This window comes from Micromonospora terminaliae (assembly GCF_009671205.1).
GTDB classification, from domain to species: Bacteria; Actinomycetota; Actinomycetes; order Mycobacteriales; family Micromonosporaceae; genus Micromonospora; species Micromonospora terminaliae.
In genome coordinates this window covers 1,786,846-1,809,565 of the sequence record NZ_CP045309.1, presented here as the reverse complement: position 1 = coordinate 1,809,565, position 22,720 = coordinate 1,786,846, and the positions used below count along the sequence as shown (strand labels likewise).

The following is a 22,720-nucleotide window of genomic DNA, read 5'->3' as shown; positions in this document are numbered from 1 at the left end:
TCGTGGACTACAGGCTGACGGCGAGGTCACGAGGGGTGCGGCGGGGCGGCCCGTCGCAGTACGAGTTGTAGGCGTCGAGAAACTCCTGTGCCCGGCGGGTCGCCTCGGCGAACCGGGCGTGAGGCTCGGCGTCGGCGGTCAGCACGTCGTGCATCGCGCCGGTGATCTCGCCCATGATGCTGGCCTGACCGCCGAGCAGGGGCCCGAGCGCCGCCGGTGAGCCGTCCGCGGCCTCGAGCTGTTCGCCGGCCACGCGAAGGCGCGGGTTGTCGCGGTACCAGCCCTCCCGTTGCAGGACGTCGACCGCCGCCCTGCTGATCGGGATGCGGTAGTGACGCCTGGCCCACTCCGCGGCGTTGTCCGGCCGGTTCAGATACTGCATGAACGCCAGCGCACCGTCCTGCTTGGCCTGGTCGAGACCCGCGGCGAGCCACAGCGAGAATCCGCCCATCATGTTGCCAGCCAGCGGAACCTCGTCGTTGTACGGCATCGGGCTCACCGCCACGGTGAACCCGTGCCGCTCGCCCCGATCCAGCAGGTGCGACGCATCGACCGAGGAGCTGAGGAAGAGGGCGATCCGCTGCTCCTCGAACGCCTCGTAGCCGCCCGCGAAGTCCATGAGCTTGCCCGTGTACAGGTAATGGCCGTCGCGGTGGAGACCCTGCCACCACCGGACGTAGTTCATCATCTCGCTCGAGGCGAGATCCACCTTCTCGGCCCGGCCGGACCGGCCGTTGTCGCGATCCGCGATCAGCCCGCCCTGCTGGGCGACCGACTGCAGGAAGACCCAGTAGAAGTTGGGCCACGCGATGCCGTGCGTGGGACCGTTGGGCAGTTTGGCGAGCGCCTCGCAGGCCGCCGTGACCTCGCGCCAGGTACGCGGCGGCTCGGCCACACCGGCCTTGGCGAGGAGGTCCGTGTTGGCGTAGAGCACGATCCCGGACGCCGTGCGCGGGATGGACATCAGCTCGCCCTGGTAGCGGAAGTAGTCACGTGCCGCGGGCACCATGTCGTCGAGCACGACGGGCTCACCGAGGATCTCGCTCCGCCCCGCGACGGCTCGCTCGACCGGCGTGAACAGGGGATTCCCGTCCGGCCCGAGCGTGTCCATGGCGGCGCGGGTGGAGGTGAAGTGGTACTCCGCGATGTCGGGCGCCTCGCCGCGCTCCGCCGCTCGGGCCACCTCCTCGGGCATCGTACGGAAGTCGTACCTGTTGATCTCGACCTGGTACTCCGGGTGCGCCCCGTTGAACTCCGCCGCGGCGGAGACCGCGATGTCCGCCTCGTTGGTCGCCCAGCTGGCCGGGTCCGTCAGCCACACATCGATCCTGGTCCTCGGCTGTGTCATGTCAGCTCCTTATCCACGCCGGCATTGCGGGGTTATGGGCAGGCGCCAGTCGATCGTGTCAACGGGGCGCGGCCAGCCGCGCCTTCGGGTTTGCTCACCCCGGCGGAGATCGGGCAATCGTGGAGTTCGCCGCTCCGCGCGACCGTGCTCTGATGGCTACGGCTGCGCGAACGCACCGCTGAGGAGGCAGGATGCGCCGGACCGTACGAACTCCGGATGGTGGGCGGTTGGCCGTCGAGGAGTGGGGTGATCCCGCCGGCTGGCCGATCCTGGCCCACCACGGCACTCCGAGTTCCAGGAGAGCGACCTTCCACGGTCGGTGGGTGCGCGACGCCGCCGAGCGCGGGCTGCGGCTGATCAGTTACGACAGGCCGGGTTACGGGGACTCCTCGCCCCGGCCGGGCCGCACCGTCGCCGACACCGCCGCCGACGTCCGCGCGATCTGCGCCGAGCTGGACATCGACCGCCTGGGGACGTGGGGCTTCTCGGGCGGCGGTCCGCATGCGCTGGCGTGCGCCGCCCTGCTGCCGGATCTGGTGACCGCTGCCGCCGTGCTGGCCGGGATGGCACCGTTCGAGGCCGAGGGCCTCGACTGGTTCGCCGACATGTACCGGGACGACGTCGACGACACCCACCTGTATCTCACCGACCCGGTCGCGGCCCGGAAGAAGATGGACCGGGACCGGGAGGAGTTCCTCCTCGCGGCGACCGACGACGCGGTCGGTGAGGCGTGGACGCCCACACGCGACGATGAAGCGGCCACGCTCGGCAGGTACCACCGGTTCCTGTCCTCCTGCCGGGCCGCCGGCCTGGCGCCGGGCATCGAGGGATGGTGGGACGACAGCGGCACGCAGGTGCGGCCGTGGGGATTCGACCTCGCCGACATCGCCGTCCCGGTCCTGCTCATGTACGGACGGCGGGACGTGTTCGTCCCGTCCGGCCACGGCGAGTGGCTGGCCAGGCACGTTCCGGGTGCAGAGGTCCGGTGGTTCGACGACGACGGGCACGGGACGCTGGCGCTGAAGCGCCTGCCTGACGCGCATGCGTGGCTGGCCGAGCGCTCACGCCACCGGAACGCGGGTTCCGGCCAGCGCGGCGGCCACCGCGTCGAGGCCGGCCGAGATGGTGAAGACCGCGCCGGGCCGGCCCGCCTCGACCGGAGCGGCCGGTAGATTCGCGCCGGTCACCCAGGCCACGACGGTCTCGTTCGAACCGACCAGCCCCGCGGCGCTCGCCCGGCGCAGGCCCGCGACCGCGGCGGCCCCGGCAGGCTCGGTCGCGATCCGCGCCGCGTCGGACAGCAGGTCGACCGCGTCCAGGATCTCGGCGTCGCTGACCGTGACGAAGTCACCTCCGGCATGACGAACCTCGTCGATGGCCCAGTCGCCGAGCATCGGCTCCGGCACCTCGATGCCGTCGGCCACCGTGCCGGGCCACCGTGCCGGCGCCCGGGCGCCGTGCCACTGCGCAGCCAGCGGCGCACAGTCCCGCGCCTGCACCGCGACGACTCGGGGAACCTTCGCCAGCACCCCGCAGGCGACCAGTTCTCGGAAGCCCTTCGCCGCGCCGATCAGAGTCACCCCGTCACCGACCGGCAGGACCACCGCGTCCGGCGCGCGGCCTGCGAGCTGCTCCCAGACCTCGAAGGAAGCCGTCTTCTTCGCCTCGATGGTCAGCGGATTCAGTCCCGTGCACCGGTCCAGCCAGTGGAAGTGGGCGGCGGCACGCCGGGACAGCTCGAACGCCGCGCGGTAGCCCTCGCGGACCCGGAAGACGTACGCCCCCATCGCCGTCATCATCTCGACCTTGGCCGGCGCGCAGTCCGCGGGTACGAAGATGACGACCGACATGCCGGCGGCCGCGCCGCCGATGGCGGTCGACAGAGCCGCATTGCCGGTCGACGCCGTCGAGACGACATCGACGCCGGTGCGCAGCCCCTGGTCGATGACGAGGGCCGTTGCCCGGTCCTTGTTGGAGGCGCTCGGCCCCGCCGTCTCGTCCTTGAGCCACAGCCCCGGCAGCCCGAGCCGCCGCCGCAGCTCTCGCACGGGTCGCAGCGGCGTCCCACCCACCGGCAGCGGATACCGTGTGGGCACGTCGGGCCGGGGCAGCAGCCCCTGGTACCGCCACATGCCAGCCCGCGAGCCCGACCCGGGCAGGAGCGATCTGTCGTAGTCATAGGTGTACGTCTCGTGTCCGTGCGCGCCGGACTCCAGCCGTGCCTCACCCACCGGTGCCTCCTAGCGGGGTCAGTCCTCGAAGAAGTCCGCCACCGTCACGGTGCGCGCATCGTTCTTCGCGCGCTCCAGGACGATGGCGCCGACCGCGATGTCGAGGACGCCGAGACCGAACGGAGAGAACACGACCGCTTCGTGCGGCTGCGGTTTCCACTTGCCGAGCAGGACGTCGGCGAGGGTCCCCGTGACGAACTCGCGGCCGCCGGAGAGCTGCTCGGCCAGATGCGGCGAGGTCAGCGCGCGCAGGCAGTGGTCCACGTCGTCGACGACGTTCCGGGTGGCCAGCAACGTCTGCGGGTGGATGTCGCGCAGGGAGACGTTGAGAACGGTCTGCCCGGGCGCGAAGCGCAGGGTCTCCGGCAGGTACGGCTTCCCCGCGGTGGTGGCGAGGACGACGACGTCGCAGCCGAGCGCGGCATCCAGATCCGCCACCCCGCCGGACCCGGGCCAGTGCTTCTCCACGTCACTGACGAACTGCTCAGCTCGCCCGGACACGAGATCGTGGCACACGAACCGGGTCACCGGGAGCCCGGTGTGATGGAGGTACGCGGCGATCGTTCGCGCGATCACGCCCGTACCGACGAAGCCGAGACTGACCGGCCCGCCCCACGGCCGGAGAACTCGCGCCGCCAGGGCGGCGGACGCAGCGGTACGCGCGGCACTGATGTGTGCCGCCTCGAGACACGCCACCGGCCGGCCGGTTCGGTCGTCGTTGAGCAGCAGCACGGCGGACGCCCTGGGCAGACCGAGTTCGTGGTTGCCGGGGAAGCTGCTGATCCACTTCAGCCCGGGCATCCCGGCCTCGCCGCCCAGGTAGGCCGGCAGGGCGATGATGCGGTCCGCCGGCCGGTCCGGGAAACGCAGGAAGTGGCTGGACGGGTTGACGGTGTCGCCTCTGTCGTGAGCGAGGTACGCCGCCTGGACCGCGGCCAGGACGGCGTCGCGCGAGCCTTCGAGCGCCTCGACGGCGACCGCGTGCGGCACGATCTGAAACATTCGGACTCCTCACCAGCGAGCCAGGACCGAGTCGATGCCGGGGAAGTGCTCCGCCACCCACTTCTCCGAGTAGATGGTGTCGACATACCGTTCTCCGGTGTCCGGCGAGATGGCCACCACCGGCTGTCCGTTGCGCAACGTCGGGCCGAGGCGGCGCACCGCGGCGAGCACCGTCCCGGTGGAGCCGCCGACCAGCACTCCGTACCGGCGGGCGACCATGTGGCACGCGGACACCGTGTCGACCTCGGGCACCACGACCCGCTCGTAGTCGCCCTTGTCGACGAGCAACCCGGGACGGAGGCTCGCGCCCAGACCCGGGATGAGGCGCGGGGCGCCCTGTTCGGCGAAGAGGATCGATCCTTCGGAGTCGACGGCGATGATCCGGGTGGCCGGGCGGTGCTCGCGGAAGAACTCCAGGCAGCCCATGAGGGTGCCGGAGGTGCTCACCCCGATGAGCACCGCGCCGACATCGGGTAGTTCCTCGAGGATGCTCCGAGCCGTGTGCCGGTAGTGGGCGGCGCTGTTGGCCCGGTTGGCGTACTGGTTGGGCCAGAACAGCTTCCGGTCCTGCTTCAGCTGGGAGCGGATGTAGTCGATCCGGGTCTGCAGGAAACCGCCGTTGGCATCCCGTTCCGTGACGACCACAACCGTGGTGCCCTGAGCCCGCATCGTGCGGATGGCGGCCGCGTTGGTGTTGGGATCGGCGACGATCGTCAGGCTGATGCCCCGGTTGACGCAGACGGTGCCGAGTGCGATTCCGAGGTTGCCGGACGACGATTCGATCAGCCGGTCGCCGGGGCCGATGCCGGACCTGTCGATCAGGTCCTCGATCAGCCCGACTGCGGTCTTCAGCTTGATGGAGCCGGCGGGGTTCAGGCCCTCCAACTTCAGTTTCAGGTCGACCCCGGGAACGAACCCGGCCAGGTTGAGGAAGATGTCGTCGGTGACGATGTCGTACGGAGCGTCAAAAATCATCGGGCCTCGCTACGCCAGTCGTGCGCGGTCGCATCAGCCGGCGAACCGGCTCGGATTCCGGTGGTCGGTCAGCCATCCTGTGAGCGGACAAGGCTCGCCGGACGCATGTCCGTCCAGTGCTCCTCGATGTAGGTGAGGCAGGCAGCTCGGGAGTCGTCAACACGGACGACCTCCCAGCCGTCAGGGCAGGCGACCGTGGCGGGCCACAGCGAGTACTGGCCCTCATCGTTCACCAGCACGTGATAGCGGGCGTCACCGTCGTCAAACGGGTTGGACACGGGTACTCCTCCTTTCGTTGTCGGTCGCTCTCGCCACGGTGGCGGGCCAGCCGGCTGCATTGATCGTGCGTGCCACGGGCCGGCCGGGCACCTTGCCGGTTGCCGACGCGCTCACCGGTGCCGTCCGAAGGCGGAGGCGTCGGTCAGCCCGTCGATCCGGGCGGCCAGGTCCATGAGCACCGGCGAGTCGACGAGCGCGCGGACGCTGAACTCGACGTTCCAGGTGCGGCGGGCCGACAGCACCAGCCGGGTGGCGAGCATCGAGTCGCCGCCGAGGTCGAAGAAGTTGTCGCGTCGGCCGACCGCGTCCACGCCCAGGACGTCCGCCCACATGCGGGCAAGGGCGAGTTCGGTGTCGGTGACGAGGTCGCCCTGCCCTGGCTGCCCCTGGCCCCGGCCGTCGGCGGGTGCGGAGAGCGCACAGTCGTGGAGGAACTCCAGGACGGCCGCCCGCGCCTCGGCGTTGGCAGCCAGCTCCGGCCGGTCGCACGGGACGCGTACGGTCCGGAGGTCGGTGGCGCCCAGCCAGCCGGCGTCAGCCGGGTGGCCTTTCGAGATCACCTGTAGCGTCGGCCCGCTCGGCCCCGGCTGCTCGTCGTAGTGAGCCGCCACGAGGAAGTTGAGCCATTCGACATAGACGCCGACCACGCCCTCCACCGGGCCACTGACGTCGGCCCCGTCGAAACCGAAGGCGGCCAGCGCCAGCTTCGCGCGCAGGCGCAGGTCCTCCCCGATCCGTGCCATGAACGTCTCGGGAGTGGCGAGCAGGCCCTCGATGTCGAGCAGCGGCGGCCGTTCGACGTTCGGCGCCCGGCCCTCGACCTGACGCACGACTTCGTGGTACTCGTGCAGGATCTCCGACGGCGGTGTCGGTTGCGGGTCGAGCAGCACGATGGGCACAGGACCGGCCGGACCAGCCAGCAGCGCGGCCATCGCGACGGCCAGCGGTGCGGCCGCGCAGTACGCGACCAGGGCGGCCGGCCGGTCCGGTCGCTGCCGCGCGTAGAGCTCACGGGCGTACGCCGGAGTCGTGAGGGCGGTCGGCATCGGTGAGGTCAGGACATCCCGGCACTCGAACCCGGATCGCTCGAGGTGCATCTCGCTGATGTGTGCCTCGGGCCGCCGGCCCGGGTAGTCGAGGACGAGAAGCAACGGATTCGCGGACAAGGTCTCATCGCTCCCCTGCGTCGGCGGCTACCGCGGATCGGTCGCCTGGAGCCAGTAGCCGCGCGATGGCGGCTCGGTCGGCCTTGCCGCTCGACGTGCGCGGCATCGAAGGCAGCACCGAGATGGACGGTGGGATCGCGTACCAGGGCAGCTCCTCGCGGAGCGCGGCGAGCGCGGCGGCCGCGTCGAATTCCGTGCCGGCCGCGACCGTCACGGCACCTCGAAGCTGCCGCGAGCCGGCGCCCAGGTTCACCGGGACACAGATGGCTTCCACCACTCCCGGCTGTCTGCCCAGGCAGGCCTCGACCTCGAGGGGGTTGACGCGGTACCCGCGGATCTTGACCTCGTCGTCGGTACGGCCGAGAAAGTGCAGCACTCCGTTGTCCACGCTCGCCAGGTCGCCGGTCCGGAAGGCCCTGGTGTGCCCGTGCGCCGTCGGCGGGATGGTCACGTACCGCTGCGCGTTCAACTCCGGCTGGTTCAAATAGCCCAGTGCCAGCGGTGCTCCGGCCACGAGCAGCTCGCCGACGTGCGACTCGCCGGCCTCGTCGGTGTCCAGCAGGATCTCGCAGCCCGGCAGCGGGAGGCCGATCGGCGCCAGCGCGGGCCAGGCGTTGCTCGGCCCCGCCAGAGTGTGCGCCGACACGGTGTGCGATTCGCTCTGGCCGTAGTGGTTGTTGAGGCCGCACTCGGGCAGACGCTGGAAGAACTCCTTGATCGCCGGCGTGCAGACGAGCTGCTCGCCGGCGGTATTGATCTCGCGGAGGGCGAGGCCGGCCAGGGAGTCGAACGCCGTTGCCGCCGTCGCCAGCATGTGCAGCGCGACGCAGGGCAGGAACAGCCGTTCGATCCGCTCGCGTGCGAGCCAGTCCAGCAGCTCGATCGGGTCCTGCCGCAACTCCTCGGGCATGACGACCAACGACCCGCCGCCACCGAGCGTGCTGAGCGTCTCCTGGAACCAGATGTCGAAGTTCAACGGCGCGAACTGCGCCGTCCGCAGGTCCTGGTGGACCGAGTGGTGCCGCTGCCAGTGCGCCATGTTGTCGATGCAGCTGTGCGGGAGGGCCACTCCCTTGGGGTTTCCGGTCGATCCGGAGGTGTAGATGACGTAGACGGGCGCATCCGGCGTGCAGGGCACGAAGGCCAGGGCCGGCCCGGTCTGCCGGTCCACGTCGCTCCACGCCGGGATCTGCGCCCGGCGCGGTGCCGGCAGTTCCGGGTCGGGCCCGGTGTGCAGCAGGAGTTTGGCGCCGGTCTCGGCGAGCATGTAGGCGAGACGTTTGTGCGGGAAGTTGGTGTCCAGCGGCAGGTAGGTGGCTCCCGCACCGATGACGGCCCAGGCGGCGGCGACGATCGCCGCCGACCGGCGCCCTGTCACGGCCACCGTGTCGCCGGCCCTGACCCCGGCCTCGTGGAGCAGGTCGGTGATGCGGGCGATCCATACCGACAGGTCCTGATAGGTCAACTGGTGTTCGGAGTCGGCTACGGCGAGCGCCCACGGCCGCAGGTTCAGCGAGCGCTCGAACGAAGCGAGCACGCAGGGCGGATCGACGGTCCCGCCCCAGAGTCCGGTTTCGATGATCATCGGCAGGCCTCTCCCTCGAACGCGCTGGTGATTTGCCCTTCCCGCCGGACGCTCTTGATGAGTTCGTGCACCGCGTGATCGACGTCGAACTGGGCACGCTCGAACCGTTGGGGTGAGGTGAGGTAGCCGTTGTAGAACGTCGCGCCCTCGCAGAGCAGTCCGAAGATCCAGATCCGGGAAGCGGTGCTTCCGTCTTCCGCGACCGGGTGACCCTGGCCGTCCACATCGATCGACGACACGACCGCGCTGTCGGGTTTGAATCGCCGCAGCACGCCCCGTCTGGCCATCGCCCCGACCACGCTCGTGTCGTCCTGCAACGACCTGAGGCGGTCGGTGTATCCCTGGTAGAGCCAGTCTGCCCTGATCGTGCTGCGGACCGGAAACGCCGTGGAGGACAGGGACCATGCGGCAGCGCCGCTGTCCCAGGTTACGAGGGGATTCGGACCCAGGGACATCGACACCACCCCGGATCGGAGCAGGGTCAGGATGTTGGCGGATCGCTCTTTCTCCGGCCCGATCACCAGCCGGTTGATCGTCTCCACGTGGTAGCGGTAGAACCGGTCGAGCGAGGCGTCCGTCAGCCCGCCGAACTCGATGGCGTACCTGATGGTGTCGCGGACCTCGCGACACATCTCGGTCGCCGCCTTGAACGGGCTCCCCTCGAATCCGCGGGCCGCGTTCGCCAGGTCGGCGGCAATCCACGACTCCACCGACCGCTGATACGCCTCGCCGTCAATTGGCGCCGGGGAGTCCTGGGCGCCCGGGGTCAGCGTCCCGTGGTAGGCCGCCTCGGCGTCGAACTCGGCCGGCCCGGGCAGGTCGGCGAGCGTGTGCAGGCGCCCCGCGGCGGCGGCGGCGCGCGCACGCAGAAGGAAGACCTCAGCCGCTCCGGCGCCTGCCTCCTGCAGCAGCGCCGCCCGGCGGTACGCCACCCGCATTTCGAGCAGGAGCAGCGGAAGGACGTCGCGATCGAAGTCCAGTTGCGGCGTCCCGGCCCGCAGTCGGTCGATCGCCGACCGGGTGAACGCGACGGGCTCGTACGAGACGACCGACGACGGCGCAGGCCGCGCGCGGTACGGCAGGCCGGAGCGGGAGAACACGACGATCCGCGGCTCCCGGCCACTCGGCACGTACCGCTCGGGGACGACCGACCGGTCGAATCTGCCGCCCCGGCCTACGGTCAGCGCGAGGATCGCGTCCGTTGCCGTCAGACCGAGGCCGGCGATGGCGATGGTCTCGGACGGGTGGACGGACGCGAGTTGCCCGGGCAGCGGGTAAGGCGTTCCGATCCGCACGTCGGCGGAGAGGTCCTGATCGTCGCGTGCGCGGGAGGGCAGTTGGCCGACCGTCACGAAGACGTAGTCCGCCTCGACGCGGTCACCGTTGTCGAGATACAGGATCGACGTATCGCCTTTTGGCTGCAGGTCCACTGCCCGGGACACATGACTGACCAGTCGCACGTTGTCCGGGGCGTTGTCCCGCAGATACTGGTGGAACCACAGCAGATATTCTCCGAAGACCCGCCGCGGCAGGTTGTCGTTCGGCATGACCTGACGCCCGTCGCCGCCGACCGTGAACCCGTCGCTCGCCACTCGCATCCCGCGTTCGCGCGCCCACTCGAAAAGGTTCGGGCCGCTCGTCGCGGGCGCATGGGCGACGGACGTCACCGAAGGAAACATCGAGACGTACGCGCACGCGTGGTTGAGCAGGAGATAGTCCGGCTGGTGAATGTCGTACTGATGCGGCTGGGCCGGGTTGGGGTCCACCAGGTGCAGGTTGAAGGTCACCTTCTCATCGACGAGGGAGGCGTGACTGATGAGACGCTCCAGCACACCGAGCCCTCGGACACCGAGGCCCACGATCGCAACAGTGACGCATTTTCTCCATTGCTCCGGCGCATAATGCTCACCCATCACAGACCTTCCAGATAAGCGATAATGGGCCAAAGACCGCAACCGCATCGGCGGCCCAAGCTGACGATTCCAGGCCCATCCGGGCGTCACACCTCCACGATTGCGGCCGTCGACGCCACTGACCGACGGCCGCAATCGGGACTACGGCTCCAGGTCGGCGGCTATCCGCCCGAGCACCGTCGGCGAGTTGTCGAAGATGGCGAAGTGGCCCCCGTTGAACACGAGCTGCGCGTACCGGTCGGTTGTCTCCCGCTGCCAGCCGGCGACCTGGCCGGGCTCCGCGAAATGGTCCTCGGTGCTGGCGAAGGCCGTAATGGGGATCGGCAGGGGAGGCTCGGCCCGGTAGCGGTACATCTCGTTGACGTGGAAGTCGGCGACGAGCAGCGGCTGGATCAGCTCCAACAGGAACGGGTCCGCCAGGAGCTCCTCGGGTGTCCCGCCCAGCCGCCGCAGCACGACCGCCAGTTCGTCCGCCGGCAGCCCGGCAAGCTCGGTCCTCATCATCGGCATGCTCGGCGGGCGCCGGCCCGCCACGTAGAGGTGGACCGGCAGCGGTGCGCCCAGGCGACGGATCTCACGCACGACCTCGAAGGCGCACAGGGCCCCGGTGCTGTGGCCGAAGATGGCGTACGGCGGTCGCACCGTCGCGAGCACCTCCGGGGCGAGCTGCCGGGCTATCTCCACGGCCGACGTCAGCGGTTGTTCGGAGCTCCGTGTCCCCCGGCCCGGTGGTTCGACGGGGCAGGCAGCGATCGTGCCCGGCAAGCCGCGGGCCCAGGCTCGGTAGACCGCCGCACCCGCACCGGCATGTGGCAGGCACAGCAGGCGGACCGGGGCGCCCTCTCCGGTCCCGAACGGGAACCACGGGTTCCGGGGACGCGTCCGCCCGGTGCTCCTCCTCGCGCCGCTACGCATCGCGGCCGCGTTGCCGTCCGGTTCAGCGCTCATGGCCGCGCCCCGATCGGACCCGACCGGCGGTCCGCGACCGCCGGGCGATCTCGTGCAGTGCCTCGCGGTCGACCTTGCCGTTGGCGGTCACCGGATACTGCGCCAGGCCGCGGACGGTCTGCGGCACCATGTACGCGGGCAACAGTTGACGCAGCTGGGCGTGCACGTCCAGGGGATCGTCGTCCGGTGGCCCCGACGGATGCGCGTCCGATCTCGCGACCTGGTACACCAGTGCCAGCCGCGGTGGTAGACCCTCACGGATGGTCATCGGGAAGGCGATGCAGTTCCGGACGCCCGGCAGTGAGCCGGCCACCGACTCGATCTCGGCCAGTTCGATCCGCAGCCCACTGATCTTGATCTGGCGATCCCGCCGGCCGCGGTAGTGCAGAACGCCGTCGTCGTCCCACACCCCCATGTCGCCCGTCCGGTAGAGCCGCACCGGAAGCCCGTCGACGTCGATGGTCGGGAACTTCTCGCGCGTCAACTCGGGCTGCCCCAGGTAACCGGTCGCCAGGCCCTGGCCGGCAATGCAAATCTCGCCCTCCTGACCGGGTTCGCAGCGCTGATCGCGTTTGTCGAGCAGCACCACGCTCGTGCCCTGCACAGGTGTGCCGACCGGAATTCCCCCCGACACGTCGCAGTCCGCGGGCACCAACCGCCGGAGAGTCGTGATCATGCAGCTCTCGGCCGGCCCGTAGGCGTTCCAGAGCGGGAGATCGGGATGGCGGCTCAGGAAGCCGCGCATGTGCTCCGGCGACGCCTTCTCACCACCGGTGTAGACGCGGGCGAGGCCGCCGAAGCAGTCCGGAGCCTCGTCGACAAACATGTTGAACACCGAGGTGGTGATCCACAGGGTGTCAACGCCGTGCTTCGACACGACCTGGCGCAGCGTGTGCGGTAGCAGGTAGTTCTCCGGAATCAGCACCACGGCGCCGCCCGTGGTGAGCTGTCCCCACAGCTCGAACGCGTACATGTCCCAGGCCAGCGCCGCCACCTGCGGCGTCGCATGGCCGGGACCGAAACCGTCGAGGCCCGCGGAGCCGAAGAGCCGCGTCACCGCCTGATGCGGTGACAGCACACCCTTCGGGACGCCCGTCGTGCCGGAGGTGAAGAAGACGGTCGCCGGCGCCTCCGGTGGCACCTGCACCGGGTCGAACGGTCGCGCCCGCCGGGCCGCACCGTCGATGCCGTCGTCCGACGGTTGGTAGCGGTCGAACCGGCCGTCCCACCGGTCGTCCGTGGTGATGACCACCGTCGGCGCGATGAGATCGATGATGAGGCGCTGCCGTTCCACCGGCCAGTTCGGATCGAGATTCGTGTAGGCGGCCCCCGTCTTGAGCACGCCCAACTGGAGCGCCACCATGTCCGGCGACCGGTCCATCAGGATCGGTACGACCTGCCCCGGCCGGACGCCGCGATCGTGCAGGTCAGCGGCATAGTCGTTCGCGGCCGTGTCGAGCATGCCGTAGCTGATCTCCCGGTCCCGCCAGACGAGTGCGGTCGCGTCCGGGTCACGCGCGGCCTGCCCGGCCACGGCGGCGTGGATCAGCGGCTGGCGGCCGAGCTGTTCCGGGAATTCACTCATCGGGATCCTTCAGTCGAGTGTGCACCGGTGGAGACATCCCCCAGGTATTCGTTGACCGCCCTGACCGACGGGTTGCTGAAGAAGCGCTTGAGGGGAAGTTCCACGCCGAAGCTCTCGGTGATCTTCGCGATGAGAACCGCCGCCAGCAGGGAATGGCCGCCCAGATCGAAGAAGCTGTCCTCGACTCCCACCCGGTCGACACCCAGGATCTGCGCGAACAACCCGCACAGGACCTCCTCCTGCGGAGACGCCGGCACCCGGTCGCCATCCGGAGCGATCAGGTCCGGAACCGACGCCTGCTCAGCCACCTGGCCCGCGAGCTCCAAGATCCCGTCCGGGCGCCACCGCACCAGATCGCCGGTCCGGTACATCCGCTCCCCTACGGCGAACGGGCACGCCACGAACCGTTCCGCCGTCAGTGCCGGCCGGCCCAGGTACCCCCGCGCCAGCCCCGCACCCGCCACGTACAGCTCCCCGGCGACGCCCGGCGGAACCGGCCGCAGCCGGCTGTCGAGCACGAAGACGCGGGCGTTCCAGATCGGACGCCCCATCGGCACGACACCACCGGACTCGTCGCCGACGAGGTGCGCGACGCTGCCGACCGTGCACTCCTCCGGTCCGTACTCGCGGTGGACCGCCGCACCGCCGCGCGACCAGTCGCGCGCCAGCGACGTCGGCAGGGTCTCGCCGCTGACGACCAGCACCGTCGGTCGGTCCGCCGCCCGGTCCTCATGCCCGGCCATCATCCGCAAGTCCGACGGCTTCAGCCTGACCGGAGCCACCGGGCCGGCCGCGCCGTCCAGGAAGGCGGTCAGCGGCTGAGCGCCGGCACCCCCGGGGATCAGCGAAACCGTAGCCCCGGCCAGCAACGGCACCAGGATCGAACCGATGGCGGGGCCGGACGACACCCGGGTGCGGACCGGCGCCGTGCTGCCCGCACCGACGCGATAGGTGTCTCGGGCCCAGACGCTGTAGTTGACGACGCTCCCGTGGGTGACGGTGACGCCCGCAGGAGTGCTGGTCGAGCCCGGGGTGTAGACCACGTACGCCGGGTGGGTGGGGCGCAGCGGGGTTGTCCGCTCGTCGTCGGAGAGGGCCGTCCCCGGCACAGTCGTCAGGGCGTCGCGGGTGCCGGCGGCATTCAGGATCATGACTGGCGGGCCGTCTCCCGCGGGGGACAGCCCGGCGGCGGTGGCGGGGTCATCGGTGATCAGAACCGCCGGGCGGGCGTCAGCGAGCAGGAACTCGACCTCCCCGGCGGGCCGGTCCGAATCGACCGGCAGGAAGGCCGCGCCGGCCTTCAACACCCCCAGCAGCGCGACGACCAGCAGCTCACCGTGGGGCAGGGCGACCGCCACCGACCGCTCCGGGCCGGCGCCGAGACCGGCCAGATGGCGAGCAAGCTGATTGGCCCGGTGGTCCAGCTCGGCGTAGGAGAGCCGGTTCGCGCCGCAGACGACCGCCGTGGCGTCCGGCGTCCGGGCCGCCTGCTGTTCGAACAGCTGCGGCAGGGTGTGCCCGGGCACCGACCGGCCCGTGTCATTCCACACGTGCAGGATCCGCTGCCGCTCGTCTTCCGCCAGCACCTCGTAGTCACTGACCGGCCGGGACGGGTCCTCGGCGACCTGGCGCAGCAGTCGCGTGAGTCGTTCGGCGAGGGCCCGGACGGTCGACTCGTCGAACAGGTCGAGCGCGTACTCGAAGGTGCAACGGACACCCGCCGGCGAGCCGTCGGCGTGGTACTGCGGGCGGACGAAGAGAGACAGGTCGAACTTGGTCGTCTCATGGCCGAGCGCCATGGGCTCGATCCGCACGCCGGGCAGCTCCCAGCGGCCGGTGCCCGCGTTGTCGGAGATCAGCATCACCTGGAACAGCGAATGCCGCGACACCGAGCGGGCCGGGTTGAGGATCTCGACCAGGCGCTCGAACGGCACGTCCTGATTGGTGTACGCGGCGAGATCGGTCTCGCGGACACGGGCCAGCAGCTCGGCGAAGGTCGGGTCGCCGCTCAGGTCGGCTCGTAGCACCAGGGTGTTGACGAAGAACCCGACCAGATCGTGGACCGCCTCGTCGGAGCGGCCGGCCACCGGGGTGCCGATCGGGATGTCGGTGCCCGCGCCGCAGCGGGACAGCACGGCCGCCAGCCCGGCATGGAGCACCATGAACAGCGTCGTCTTGTGTCCGCGCGCCAACGCTCTCAGGGCGCCGTGCAGCCCGGCGTCCAGGTTCACCGCCAGCATGCCGCCGCGGTCGGTCGGCTCGAGCGGCCGCGGCCGGTCGTACGGCAGGTCCAGCTCGTCGGGCAGGTCCCGCAGCGCCGACGTCCAGTAGTCCACCTGCTTGGCCAGGAGGCTGCTCACCTCGGCGCCCTCGCCGAGCAGGCGGCGCTCCCACAGGGTGTGGTCGGCGTACTGCACCGGCAGCTCGGGCCACCCCGGCGCGTCGCCGCCGGTCCGGGCCCGGTACGCCTCGGCCAGATCGCGCACCAGGATGCCCATCGACCATCCGTCACAGGCGGTGTGATGGGTCATCAACAGCAGCACGTGCTCCTGCGGCGCCAACCGGAACAACCAGGCCCGGATCGGCAGCTGGGTCGCCAGGTCGAACACGTGTCGCGTCGCCTGCTCCAGAAGGCCGGGCAGGGTCCCCGGGTCCGCCTCCACCACCGTCAGGTCCGGTGCCGCCTCGGCGGCGTCCACGATCTGCTGGTACGGCTGACCACCCACCACCGGGAAGATCGTCCGCAGCGACTCGTGCCGCCTGACCACGTCCCGCAGCGCCGACTCCAGCGCACCCACGTCCGGCGAGCCGCGAAGCCGCCAGGCGAACGGCATGTTGTAGACCGCACTCGGCCCGTTGAGCTGGTCCAGGAACCACAGCCGCCGCTGGGCGAACGACAGCGGCAACCGGTCCGGTCGCGCCGCGGCCACCAGCCGCGGCCGGGAGTCGCCGGCCTCATCTAGGGCTTTGGCCAGCTGCGCCACGGTCGGATTCGAGAACAGCGTACGGACCGCGACCTCCACGCCGAGCACCGAGCGGATGCGGCTGATCAGCCGGATCGCCCGCAGGGACTGGCCGCCCAGATTGAAGAAGCTGTCCTCGACTCCCACTCGGTCGACGCCCAGCACCTGCGCGAACAGCTCGCACAGGATCTCTTCCCGCGCGGTGGTCAGGTCCCCCAGCACGCCACCGGCGTCGAAGCGATTCGCCATGGTCATCCCCATCCTGGCTGGAACGAATCGAGCCGCGCCGGCCACGCCACAGGGTGGAATCAGCTGGCTGCTCGCCACGCACAACTCTCTGGGAGCGTCACAGCCGCACTACCGACGGCCATCTCGGATCTTGCTCGACGGCGCGCTGAGCCGGCCGTCGTGGCCGGGCAGCAAGCGCGAAGGCGCGGCGGGCAGTACGACCTGGAAACGTCTGCATGGCCGCTGATTCCGATATCGGGCCCTATGCCGCAGCGGGACGCCTGCCAAGGAGAACACGATGGAGATTACGCAAGCGCCGCCCAAGGACGAGCTGGTCCGTCGCGCCTCTGAGCTTGTCCCGCTGCTGCGGGAGAAGGCCCTGTGGATGGAGGAGAACCGGCGGATCCACGACGATGTCATCGACGCGATCACCGACGCCGGCATCCTGAAGATGCGGGTCCCGGTCCGCTACGGCGGCTACGAGTCGGACATGGGAACGGTCGTGGATGTCCTGGCGGAGCTCGGGCGCGGCGACGGCTCGACCGCATGGACGGTCGCGGTGTGGTCGATCAGCACCTGGATGATGGGCCTGTTCCCCGACGAGGTGCAGGACGAGGTGTTCGGGACTCCGGGCGTCCGCATCAGCGGAATCCTCAGCCCCGGCGCGGTGGCCGTCCCGACCGACGGCGGTTTCATCATCAACGGCAGATGGTCGTTCAACACCGGGGCCCAGCAGAGCACGTGGAACACGAACGCCGCGGTCACGCCGACCGGGGACGGCGGCTTCGCTCCGATCATGGCAGCGATTCCGATCGCCGACCTGGAGATCGTCGACGACTGGCACACGTCGGGGCTGCGTGGCTCCGGCAGCATCACCACGATCGCCAAGGACGTCTTCATCCCGGCAGAGCGGGTGCTGCAGATGGGGCCGGTGCTGCAGGGGCAGCACCAGTCCCGGCTGAACGCCGACGCGACGATCTTCAAGGCGCCGTTCATGCCGACCGCGTGCGCAACCATCAGCGCGCCGGCCCTCGGCCTGGCCAGGGCGGCGAAGGACGCCTTCCTCGAGCGACTGCCCGGGCGGAAGATCACGTACACCAGCTACGAGAACCAGGCCGAGGCACCCGTCACCCACCTGGAGATCGCCGAGGCAATCACCAACATCGACGAGGTCGGCTTCCACGCCCGCCGCGCGGCGAACATGATCGACACCAAGGGTCAGGCGGGCGAGCCGTGGACGCTGGAGGAACGGGCCCGCGTGCGCCTCGACCTGGGCGCCGCGTGCCAGCGGGCCAAGGAGGCGGTCGACATCCTGCATGGTGCGAGCGGCGGCTCCTCCATCCACCAGGACGTGCCGATCCAGCGCATCCAGCGCGACGTGCAGGCGCTCAACCTGCACGCCATCCTGCACCCCAAGACCAACCTGGAGCTGTACGGCCGGATCGTGTGCGGCCTGGACAGCAACACGCCCTTCGTCTGATCCGCGTGTTCATCAGTGGGCCGCATTCATCTGTCAGGAACGGCCGGCTCATCCGGCCGGTCGTAGTCGGAAAGGCGTCGTCGTGATGCTGGCATCAGTGTGTCCCGCAGCCGGTAAGCCCTGGGAGTTGCGCGAGGTTCCGAAGCCGGCGCCGGGTCCGGGCGAGGTGCTCATCCGCGTGCACGCGAGCGGTCTGTGCCGCAATGACGTGTGGCTCACCGACGGCACGTACCCGTATCCGCCGATCGATCCGACGATCGTCGGGCACGAGCCGGCCGGTGAGGTCGCCGAGGTCGGCGCCGGGGTGACCGCGCGCAAGGTCGGTGACCGGGTCGGCGCCACCTGGATCCAGGGCGGCTGCGGCCGCTGCGATCACTGCCGGCTCAACCTCCCGGTCACCGGCATCACCGGCATGAACTGCGTCAACCCCGCGATGACCGGGCTGACCAGGTCCGGCGGCCACGCCGAATACCTGGTGGTACCCGCGTCCTCCACGGTGCTGCTGCCCGACCAACTGCCCTACGAACTGGCCGCGCCGCTGCTGTGCGCCGGGTACACCTCGTGGTCGGCGCTGCGGGCCGCGAATCCGCAGCCGCACGAACGGGTCGCCGTGCTCGGCATCGGCGGCCTCGGCCACCTGGCCGTGCAGTTCAGCAAGGCCTGCGGCTTCGAGACCGTGGCGGTGACCCGCGATCCGGACAAGCACGAGGTCGCCCGAGAACTCGGCGCCGACCATGTGGTCTCCGACGGGCAGGACCTCGCGAGGATCGGTGGCGCCGACGTCGTCGTCGTCACCGGCACCTCGTACGAGTCCGCCGCCGAATGCCTTGCGGGCCTCCGGGTCGACGGCCGCATGGTGCTCGCGACCATCGACCCGTCGGGTTCCTTCACCATCGACCCGTCGCGACAGTTCTTCGCCAAGGGCCAGTCGGTCCTCGGTGCCACCCACAACGGCCTGCCCTACCTCGTCGAGGCCCTCGACCTGGCCGCCCGCGGCGCCGTCACTCCCCTGGTCGAGGTCTTCCCCAAGGAGAAGATCGCCGAGGCGGTCGACCGCGTGGCCGCCGGCGAGGTCCGCTTCCGCGCCGTCGTCACCTACTGACCCGGAAGCCGCACCGACGCAGGTCGGCCATTCCACGTACAAAGCTGGTCCCACTGAGCAGCGAGGACGGCGTCATGCAAGAAAAAACCCCTCCGGTTGTCATCGATACCTCCGGTGCCGACATCCATGCGGAGAACGCGCGAATTCGCGAGCGTGGGCCAGTCGCCGAGGTCGAGCTCCCGAACGGCGTGCGAGCGTGGTCGATCACCGGCTACGAGGCCGGCAAGCAGGCCCTGAGCGACCAGCGGATGTCCAAGGACGGGCGTCAGCACTGGACCGCGTTCACCGACGGCGAGGTCGACCCGACCTTCCCACTCATCGACTGGGCGCTCATGGACAACATGAACACCACCTACGGAAGCGCGCACAGCCGCATGCGCGCACTGGTGGCGAAGCGATTCACGCCGAGACGGGTCGAGGCGATGCGGCCGACGATCGACAAGATCGTGTCCAGCCTCCTGGCCGACCTCGCCGCCAGTCCCGCCGGTACGGTCGTGGACCTCAAGGCGAGGTACGCCTATCCGCTGGCCGCTCACGTCATCTTCGATGTCCTCGGTATCGCCGGCGCGGCCCGGGACACCATTCTCGGCGACGGCGAGGCGCAGGTCGACACGACCAAGACCGGCGAAGAGATCGCGGCGAGCGTCGAGCAGGGACTCATGGAGATGGCCGCGCTGGTCGAGGCGAAGCGCGGGAACCGGGCGGACGACCTCATGAGTGACCTGATCACCGCCCAGGAAGCGGACGGCTCCGGGCTGCGCGACGCCGAGATCGTCGGCACGTTGTCGTTCCTGCTGGGGACCGGCACCGAGACCGTGACGAATCTGGTGATCAACTCGATACACGCCCTGCTCACCCATCCCGACCAGCGGCGGCTGATCAGCTCCGGACAGGCCTCGTGTCAGGACGCGATCGAGGAAACCTTCCGGGTCGAGGCTCCGGTGGCACATCTGCCGTTCCGGTTTCCCACCGAGGACGTCCAGCTCGGCGAGGTGACGATACGTGCGGGCGATCCGGTTCTCATGAACTTCGCCGCGATCGGACGCGACCCCGCCGTTCATGGCGAGAGCGCCGACTCCTTCGACATCACCCGGTCGCGCAAGGACCATCTGTCCTTCGGTCACGGCGGTTACAGCTGCATCGGTAAGGCCCTCGGGCGGCTGGAGGCCGAGATCGCGGTCCCCGCGCTGTTCGCGCGTTTCCCCGACCTGGCTCTCGCGGTACCGGCGTCGGAGATCGCGCCGCAGAGCGGGTTCATCATGAACGGTCGTAGCGAGCTGCCGGTCCTGCTCTCCGCACCCCTTGCCGAGTCAGCGTGACTCCATCAACGAAACCCCTGGTGCGGGACCGCCTACGGGCCGAGGTGACGGCCGCCGCGGCTCGCGTGGCCGACCTGTTGTCGACGTTGCCCGCTCCCGCCGATCGCAACCCCGACCAGCGGGCCCGAGCCGCCGCGGCACATGGACGCGCGCGAGCCGCGAGGCGCCGGCTGCTGAGCGCCCAATCGGACCGGCTCTGTCGCGAAGCCGTCGGCGAGCGCCCCCAACGGCTCTCGTTGACCGAGCTGTCGTACCACCTGGCCGACATCGTTCCGGGCCTGACGCCCAACCGCGCCCAGATGGAGGTCGAACGTGCCCGCCGCCAGAGCGCCAAGGAGGGGCTCGAGATCGACCAGGGCATCGCGTACTCCGCTCTGCTGGGCTCCGGTGCGGGCGGCGACCTCGTGCGCTCACAGCGGCTGCCGACGGACGAGGCCCGATCGCGGCTGCCGGAGTTCCAGCGGACCGGTGTCGTCGAGATGCCCGTGGTGTCGGTGCGGCGTACGGACGGGGTGGCCGAGATAACCGTCGCCAACCAGCGCTACCTCAACGCGGAGGACGAGCCCCTCGGACAGCAGCTGGAGGTCGCCGTCGACCTGGCCCTGCTGGATCCGGACGTCCGGGTGGGCGTGGTGCGGGGCGCCGTGATGGAGCACCCGAGGTACGCCGGTCGCCGGGTCTTCAGCTCCGGAATCAACCTCACACTCCTGTGCGCCGGGCAGATCCCTTTCCTTGGCTTCGTCATGCAGCGGGAGATCGGCTATCTGAGCAAGATCCAGCGTGGCCTGTGGGATCCGCGGCAGGAGGCCGACCCGGCGTCCCGCGGCGGGAAGCCATGGATCGCGGTGGTCGACGGATTCGCCATCGGCGGTGGCATGCAGCTGATGCTGACCTTCGATTACGTGATCAGCCTGGACACGGCCTACTTCACGCTGCCGGCGGCACGAGAGGGCATCGTGCCCGGTGCGGCCAACCTCAGGCTCGGCCGCATCCTCGGCCCGAGGCTGGCTCGGCAGGTCCTCCTTGGCGGTAGGCGGATAGCGGCCCGGGAGCCGGTCGCCGCGCTGCTGTGCGACGCCGTGGTGGCCGAGGACGCGGTCGACGACGCGCTCGGCCAGGCGGTCCAAGCCATGGACAACGCCGCCGTGGTGGCCAACCGGCACATGCTCACCGCCTTCGAGGAGACCGAGGACCAGTTCCGGAGCTACCTCGCCGAGTTCGCGGAAGTTCAGGTACAGCGGCTTTACAGCCAGGACGTCCTACATCGGTTGGAGCAGCAGTGGATGCGCCGGCAACCTTGATCCCGTCCGCGCACCTGCACGCCGAGGACCTGCATCGCAGCGTGTCGAGCCGGCAGGTCGCCGCCATGACCTTCCTCAACGAGATCGTGGCCGAGTTCCCCGACGCGATCTCGTTCGCACCAGGCGCCCCCTACGAGCCGTTCTTCGCGGACATCACGGTCGGTCCGCTGCTGGACACCTTCGTCGAGGCGCGACGCGCCGCCGGCCTCAGCGAGGACGAGGTGCGCCGGCACCTGTTCCAGTATGGCCCCAGCAGAGGGATCATCAACGACCTGGTTGCCGCCGCTCTGCGCGTCGACGAGGCCATCGATGTCCCGCCCGACGCGATCGTCATGACGGTCGGGTGCCAGGAGGCGCTGTTCCTCACCCTGCGAGTCCTCCATCCGCCGGGCGCCAGCCTGGCGGTTACCGATCCGTCCTACGTGGGCGTGCTCGCCGCGGCGGACTCGCTGGACATCGCGGTCCACCCGGTGCCGGACGACGGCACCGGCCCGGACCTGGCCGCCCTGCGCAGGGCCTCGGAGCGGGAGAGGGCGGCGGGTCGTCGCCTCCGGGCGCTGTACGTGTCCCCCGATTTCGCCAACCCGACGGGTAACCGGCTCACGCTCGCCGCCCGCCAGCGCCTGCTGGCGACGGCGTCGGCCCTCGACCTCATTCTGATCGAGGACAACCCGTACGCTTTCACGGCCGCTTCGGACGACCGGCTGCCCAGTCTCAAGGCACTCGATCGAGACGGCCGGGTGGTACACACCGGCACCTTCGCGAAGGTCGCGGTGCCGGGCGCCCGGGTGGGTTACGTGGTGGCGGACCAGTGGGTCGAGCGGCGCCCTGGCCCGCCGGTGCGACTGGCCGCCATGATCGCTGCCGCCAAGAACGCGGTCACCCTGAACACGTCTCCACTGGCCCAGGCATTGATCGGCGGGCTTCTCCTTCGCCACGGGGGCTCCATCGCCGCATTGGGTGCGCCCAAGGCGGCCCGGCTGCGCGACAACCGCGACGTCCTCCTCGATCGGCTGGCCCACCACTTCGGCGAGCCCGATCAGCCGGGCGCCGGGGTTCGCTGGTGGGCACCCGAGGGCGGCTACTTCGTCCAGGTCGAGCTTCCGGTCGAGGCCGACGACGCGCTGCTGCGGTACTCCGCGGAGGCGTTCGGTGTGCTCTGGACCCCGATGCGTGGCTTCCATCTCGGCCCGGGAGGCGAGCGCCGGATCCGGCTGTCGTGTTCCGCGCTGGAGCATGAGGAGATCGTCGAGGGTGCCGCCCGGCTGGCCGACTTCGTCGATGCGTTGTAGGCG

General features: G+C 70.2%; 16 protein-coding genes and 1 pseudogene. 6 read left to right on the top strand and 11 right to left on the bottom strand.

Annotated features, from left to right (window positions below):
• Positions 1-7: 7 nt before the first annotated feature.
• Entirely contained in the window at positions 8-1,348 is a 1,341-nt protein-coding gene (locus GCE86_RS08150; RefSeq protein ID WP_154226373.1) for an extracellular solute-binding protein, read from the bottom strand.
• Between the two features lie 191 nt (positions 1,349-1,539).
• Here GCE86_RS08150 and GCE86_RS08145 point away from each other — a divergent pair, with 191 nt between their 5' ends.
• Complete coding sequence (locus tag GCE86_RS08145; RefSeq protein WP_154226372.1) at positions 1,540-2,520, top strand: alpha/beta fold hydrolase; 981 nt, start codon at positions 1,540-1,542, stop codon at positions 2,518-2,520.
• Here GCE86_RS08145 and GCE86_RS08140 read toward each other — a convergent pair.
• The 10 genes and pseudogenes from GCE86_RS08140 to GCE86_RS08095 all read right to left on the bottom strand — a co-directional run bounded on the left by GCE86_RS08140 (position 2,410) and on the right by GCE86_RS08095 (position 16,250).
• Complete coding sequence (locus GCE86_RS08140) at positions 2,410-3,579, bottom strand: threonine synthase (RefSeq protein WP_154226371.1); 1,170 nt, start codon at positions 3,577-3,579, stop codon at positions 2,410-2,412. The genes GCE86_RS08145 and GCE86_RS08140 overlap by 111 nt on opposite strands.
• Positions 3,580-3,597: 18 nt before the next feature.
• Positions 3,598-4,581, bottom strand: a complete 984-nt coding sequence (gene sbnB, locus GCE86_RS08135) for a 2,3-diaminopropionate biosynthesis protein SbnB (RefSeq protein ID WP_154226370.1) — start codon at positions 4,579-4,581, stop codon at positions 3,598-3,600.
• Positions 4,582-4,590: 9 nt separating this feature from the next.
• Complete coding sequence (gene sbnA / locus GCE86_RS08130) at positions 4,591-5,556, bottom strand: 2,3-diaminopropionate biosynthesis protein SbnA (protein WP_154226369.1); 966 nt, start codon at positions 5,554-5,556, stop codon at positions 4,591-4,593.
• A gap of 68 nt (positions 5,557-5,624) precedes the next feature.
• The gene (locus GCE86_RS08125) at positions 5,625-5,834 is read right to left on the bottom strand and encodes an MbtH family protein (RefSeq protein ID WP_154226368.1); all 210 of its coding nucleotides are present in this window, start codon (positions 5,832-5,834) and stop codon (positions 5,625-5,627) included.
• Between the two features lie 111 nt (positions 5,835-5,945).
• Positions 5,946-7,001, bottom strand: coding sequence for a phosphopantetheine-binding protein (locus tag GCE86_RS08120; RefSeq protein ID WP_154226367.1), 1,056 nt, complete (start codon positions 6,999-7,001; stop codon positions 5,946-5,948).
• Between the two features lie 4 nt (positions 7,002-7,005).
• Entirely contained in the window at positions 7,006-8,586 is a 1,581-nt protein-coding gene (locus tag GCE86_RS08115; protein WP_154226366.1) for an AMP-binding protein, read from the bottom strand.
• Between the two features lie 1,397 nt (positions 8,587-9,983).
• Positions 9,984-10,499 (bottom strand): annotated as a pseudogene (locus GCE86_RS32565) (FAD/NAD(P)-binding protein); the annotation flags it as partial.
• Positions 10,500-10,640: 141 nt separating this feature from the next.
• Positions 10,641-11,414: a thioesterase II family protein gene (locus GCE86_RS08105; protein ID WP_239543069.1), complete on the bottom strand. Its 774-nt coding sequence runs from the start codon at positions 11,412-11,414 to the stop codon at positions 10,641-10,643.
• A 22-nt stretch (positions 11,415-11,436) separates the two neighbouring features.
• Positions 11,437-12,981: an amino acid adenylation domain-containing protein gene (locus tag GCE86_RS08100; RefSeq protein ID WP_163636891.1), complete on the bottom strand. Its 1,545-nt coding sequence runs from the start codon at positions 12,979-12,981 to the stop codon at positions 11,437-11,439.
• Between the two features lie 47 nt (positions 12,982-13,028).
• A complete protein-coding gene (locus tag GCE86_RS08095; protein ID WP_163636893.1) occupies positions 13,029-16,250 on the bottom strand; it encodes a condensation domain-containing protein in 3,222 nt (1,073 codons plus the stop codon).
• A 271-nt stretch (positions 16,251-16,521) separates the two neighbouring features.
• On the opposite strand from GCE86_RS08095, the gene GCE86_RS08090 reads away from it, so the two are divergent.
• From GCE86_RS08090 to GCE86_RS08070, 5 genes are all read left to right on the top strand, one after another.
• Entirely contained in the window at positions 16,522-17,703 is a 1,182-nt protein-coding gene (locus GCE86_RS08090) for an acyl-CoA dehydrogenase family protein (RefSeq protein ID WP_154226361.1), read from the top strand.
• An 85-nt stretch (positions 17,704-17,788) separates the two neighbouring features.
• A complete protein-coding gene (locus GCE86_RS08085) occupies positions 17,789-18,805 on the top strand; it encodes an alcohol dehydrogenase catalytic domain-containing protein (protein ID WP_154226360.1) in 1,017 nt (338 codons plus the stop codon).
• Positions 18,806-18,879: 74 nt separating this feature from the next.
• Positions 18,880-20,124, top strand: a complete 1,245-nt coding sequence (locus GCE86_RS08080; RefSeq protein WP_154226359.1) for a cytochrome P450 family protein — start codon at positions 18,880-18,882, stop codon at positions 20,122-20,124.
• A gap of 65 nt (positions 20,125-20,189) precedes the next feature.
• Positions 20,190-21,425: an enoyl-CoA hydratase/isomerase family protein gene (locus GCE86_RS08075; RefSeq protein ID WP_204342853.1), complete on the top strand. Its 1,236-nt coding sequence runs from the start codon at positions 20,190-20,192 to the stop codon at positions 21,423-21,425.
• Positions 21,404-22,717 (top strand): aminotransferase-like domain-containing protein, encoded by a 1,314-nt coding sequence (locus GCE86_RS08070; RefSeq protein WP_204342854.1) that lies wholly within the window; start codon positions 21,404-21,406, stop codon positions 22,715-22,717. The genes GCE86_RS08075 and GCE86_RS08070 overlap by 22 nt, the downstream gene beginning before the upstream one ends.
• Positions 22,718-22,720 lie beyond the last annotated feature (3 nt).

Coding starts and splice junctions, on each gene's coding strand:
- GCE86_RS08080 (WP_154226359.1), top strand. CDS start 18,880: ATGCAAGAAAAAACCCCTCCGGTTGTCATCGATACCTCCGGTGCCGAC.
- GCE86_RS08085 (WP_154226360.1), top strand. CDS start 17,789: ATGCTGGCATCAGTGTGTCCCGCAGCCGGTAAGCCCTGGGAGTTGCGC.
- GCE86_RS08105 (WP_239543069.1), bottom strand. CDS start 11,414: ATGCGTAGCGGCGCGAGGAGGAGCACCGGGCGGACGCGTCCCCGGAAC.
- GCE86_RS08095 (WP_163636893.1), bottom strand. CDS start 16,250: ATGACCATGGCGAATCGCTTCGACGCCGGTGGCGTGCTGGGGGACCTG.
- sbnB (WP_154226370.1), bottom strand. CDS start 4,581: ATGTTTCAGATCGTGCCGCACGCGGTCGCCGTCGAGGCGCTCGAAGGC.
- GCE86_RS08145 (WP_154226372.1), top strand. CDS start 1,540: ATGCGCCGGACCGTACGAACTCCGGATGGTGGGCGGTTGGCCGTCGAG.
- sbnA (WP_154226369.1), bottom strand. CDS start 5,556: ATGATTTTTGACGCTCCGTACGACATCGTCACCGACGACATCTTCCTC.
- GCE86_RS08115 (WP_154226366.1), bottom strand. CDS start 8,586: ATGATCATCGAAACCGGACTCTGGGGCGGGACCGTCGATCCGCCCTGC.
- GCE86_RS08090 (WP_154226361.1), top strand. CDS start 16,522: ATGGAGATTACGCAAGCGCCGCCCAAGGACGAGCTGGTCCGTCGCGCC.
- GCE86_RS08150 (WP_154226373.1), bottom strand. CDS start 1,348: ATGACACAGCCGAGGACCAGGATCGATGTGTGGCTGACGGACCCGGCC.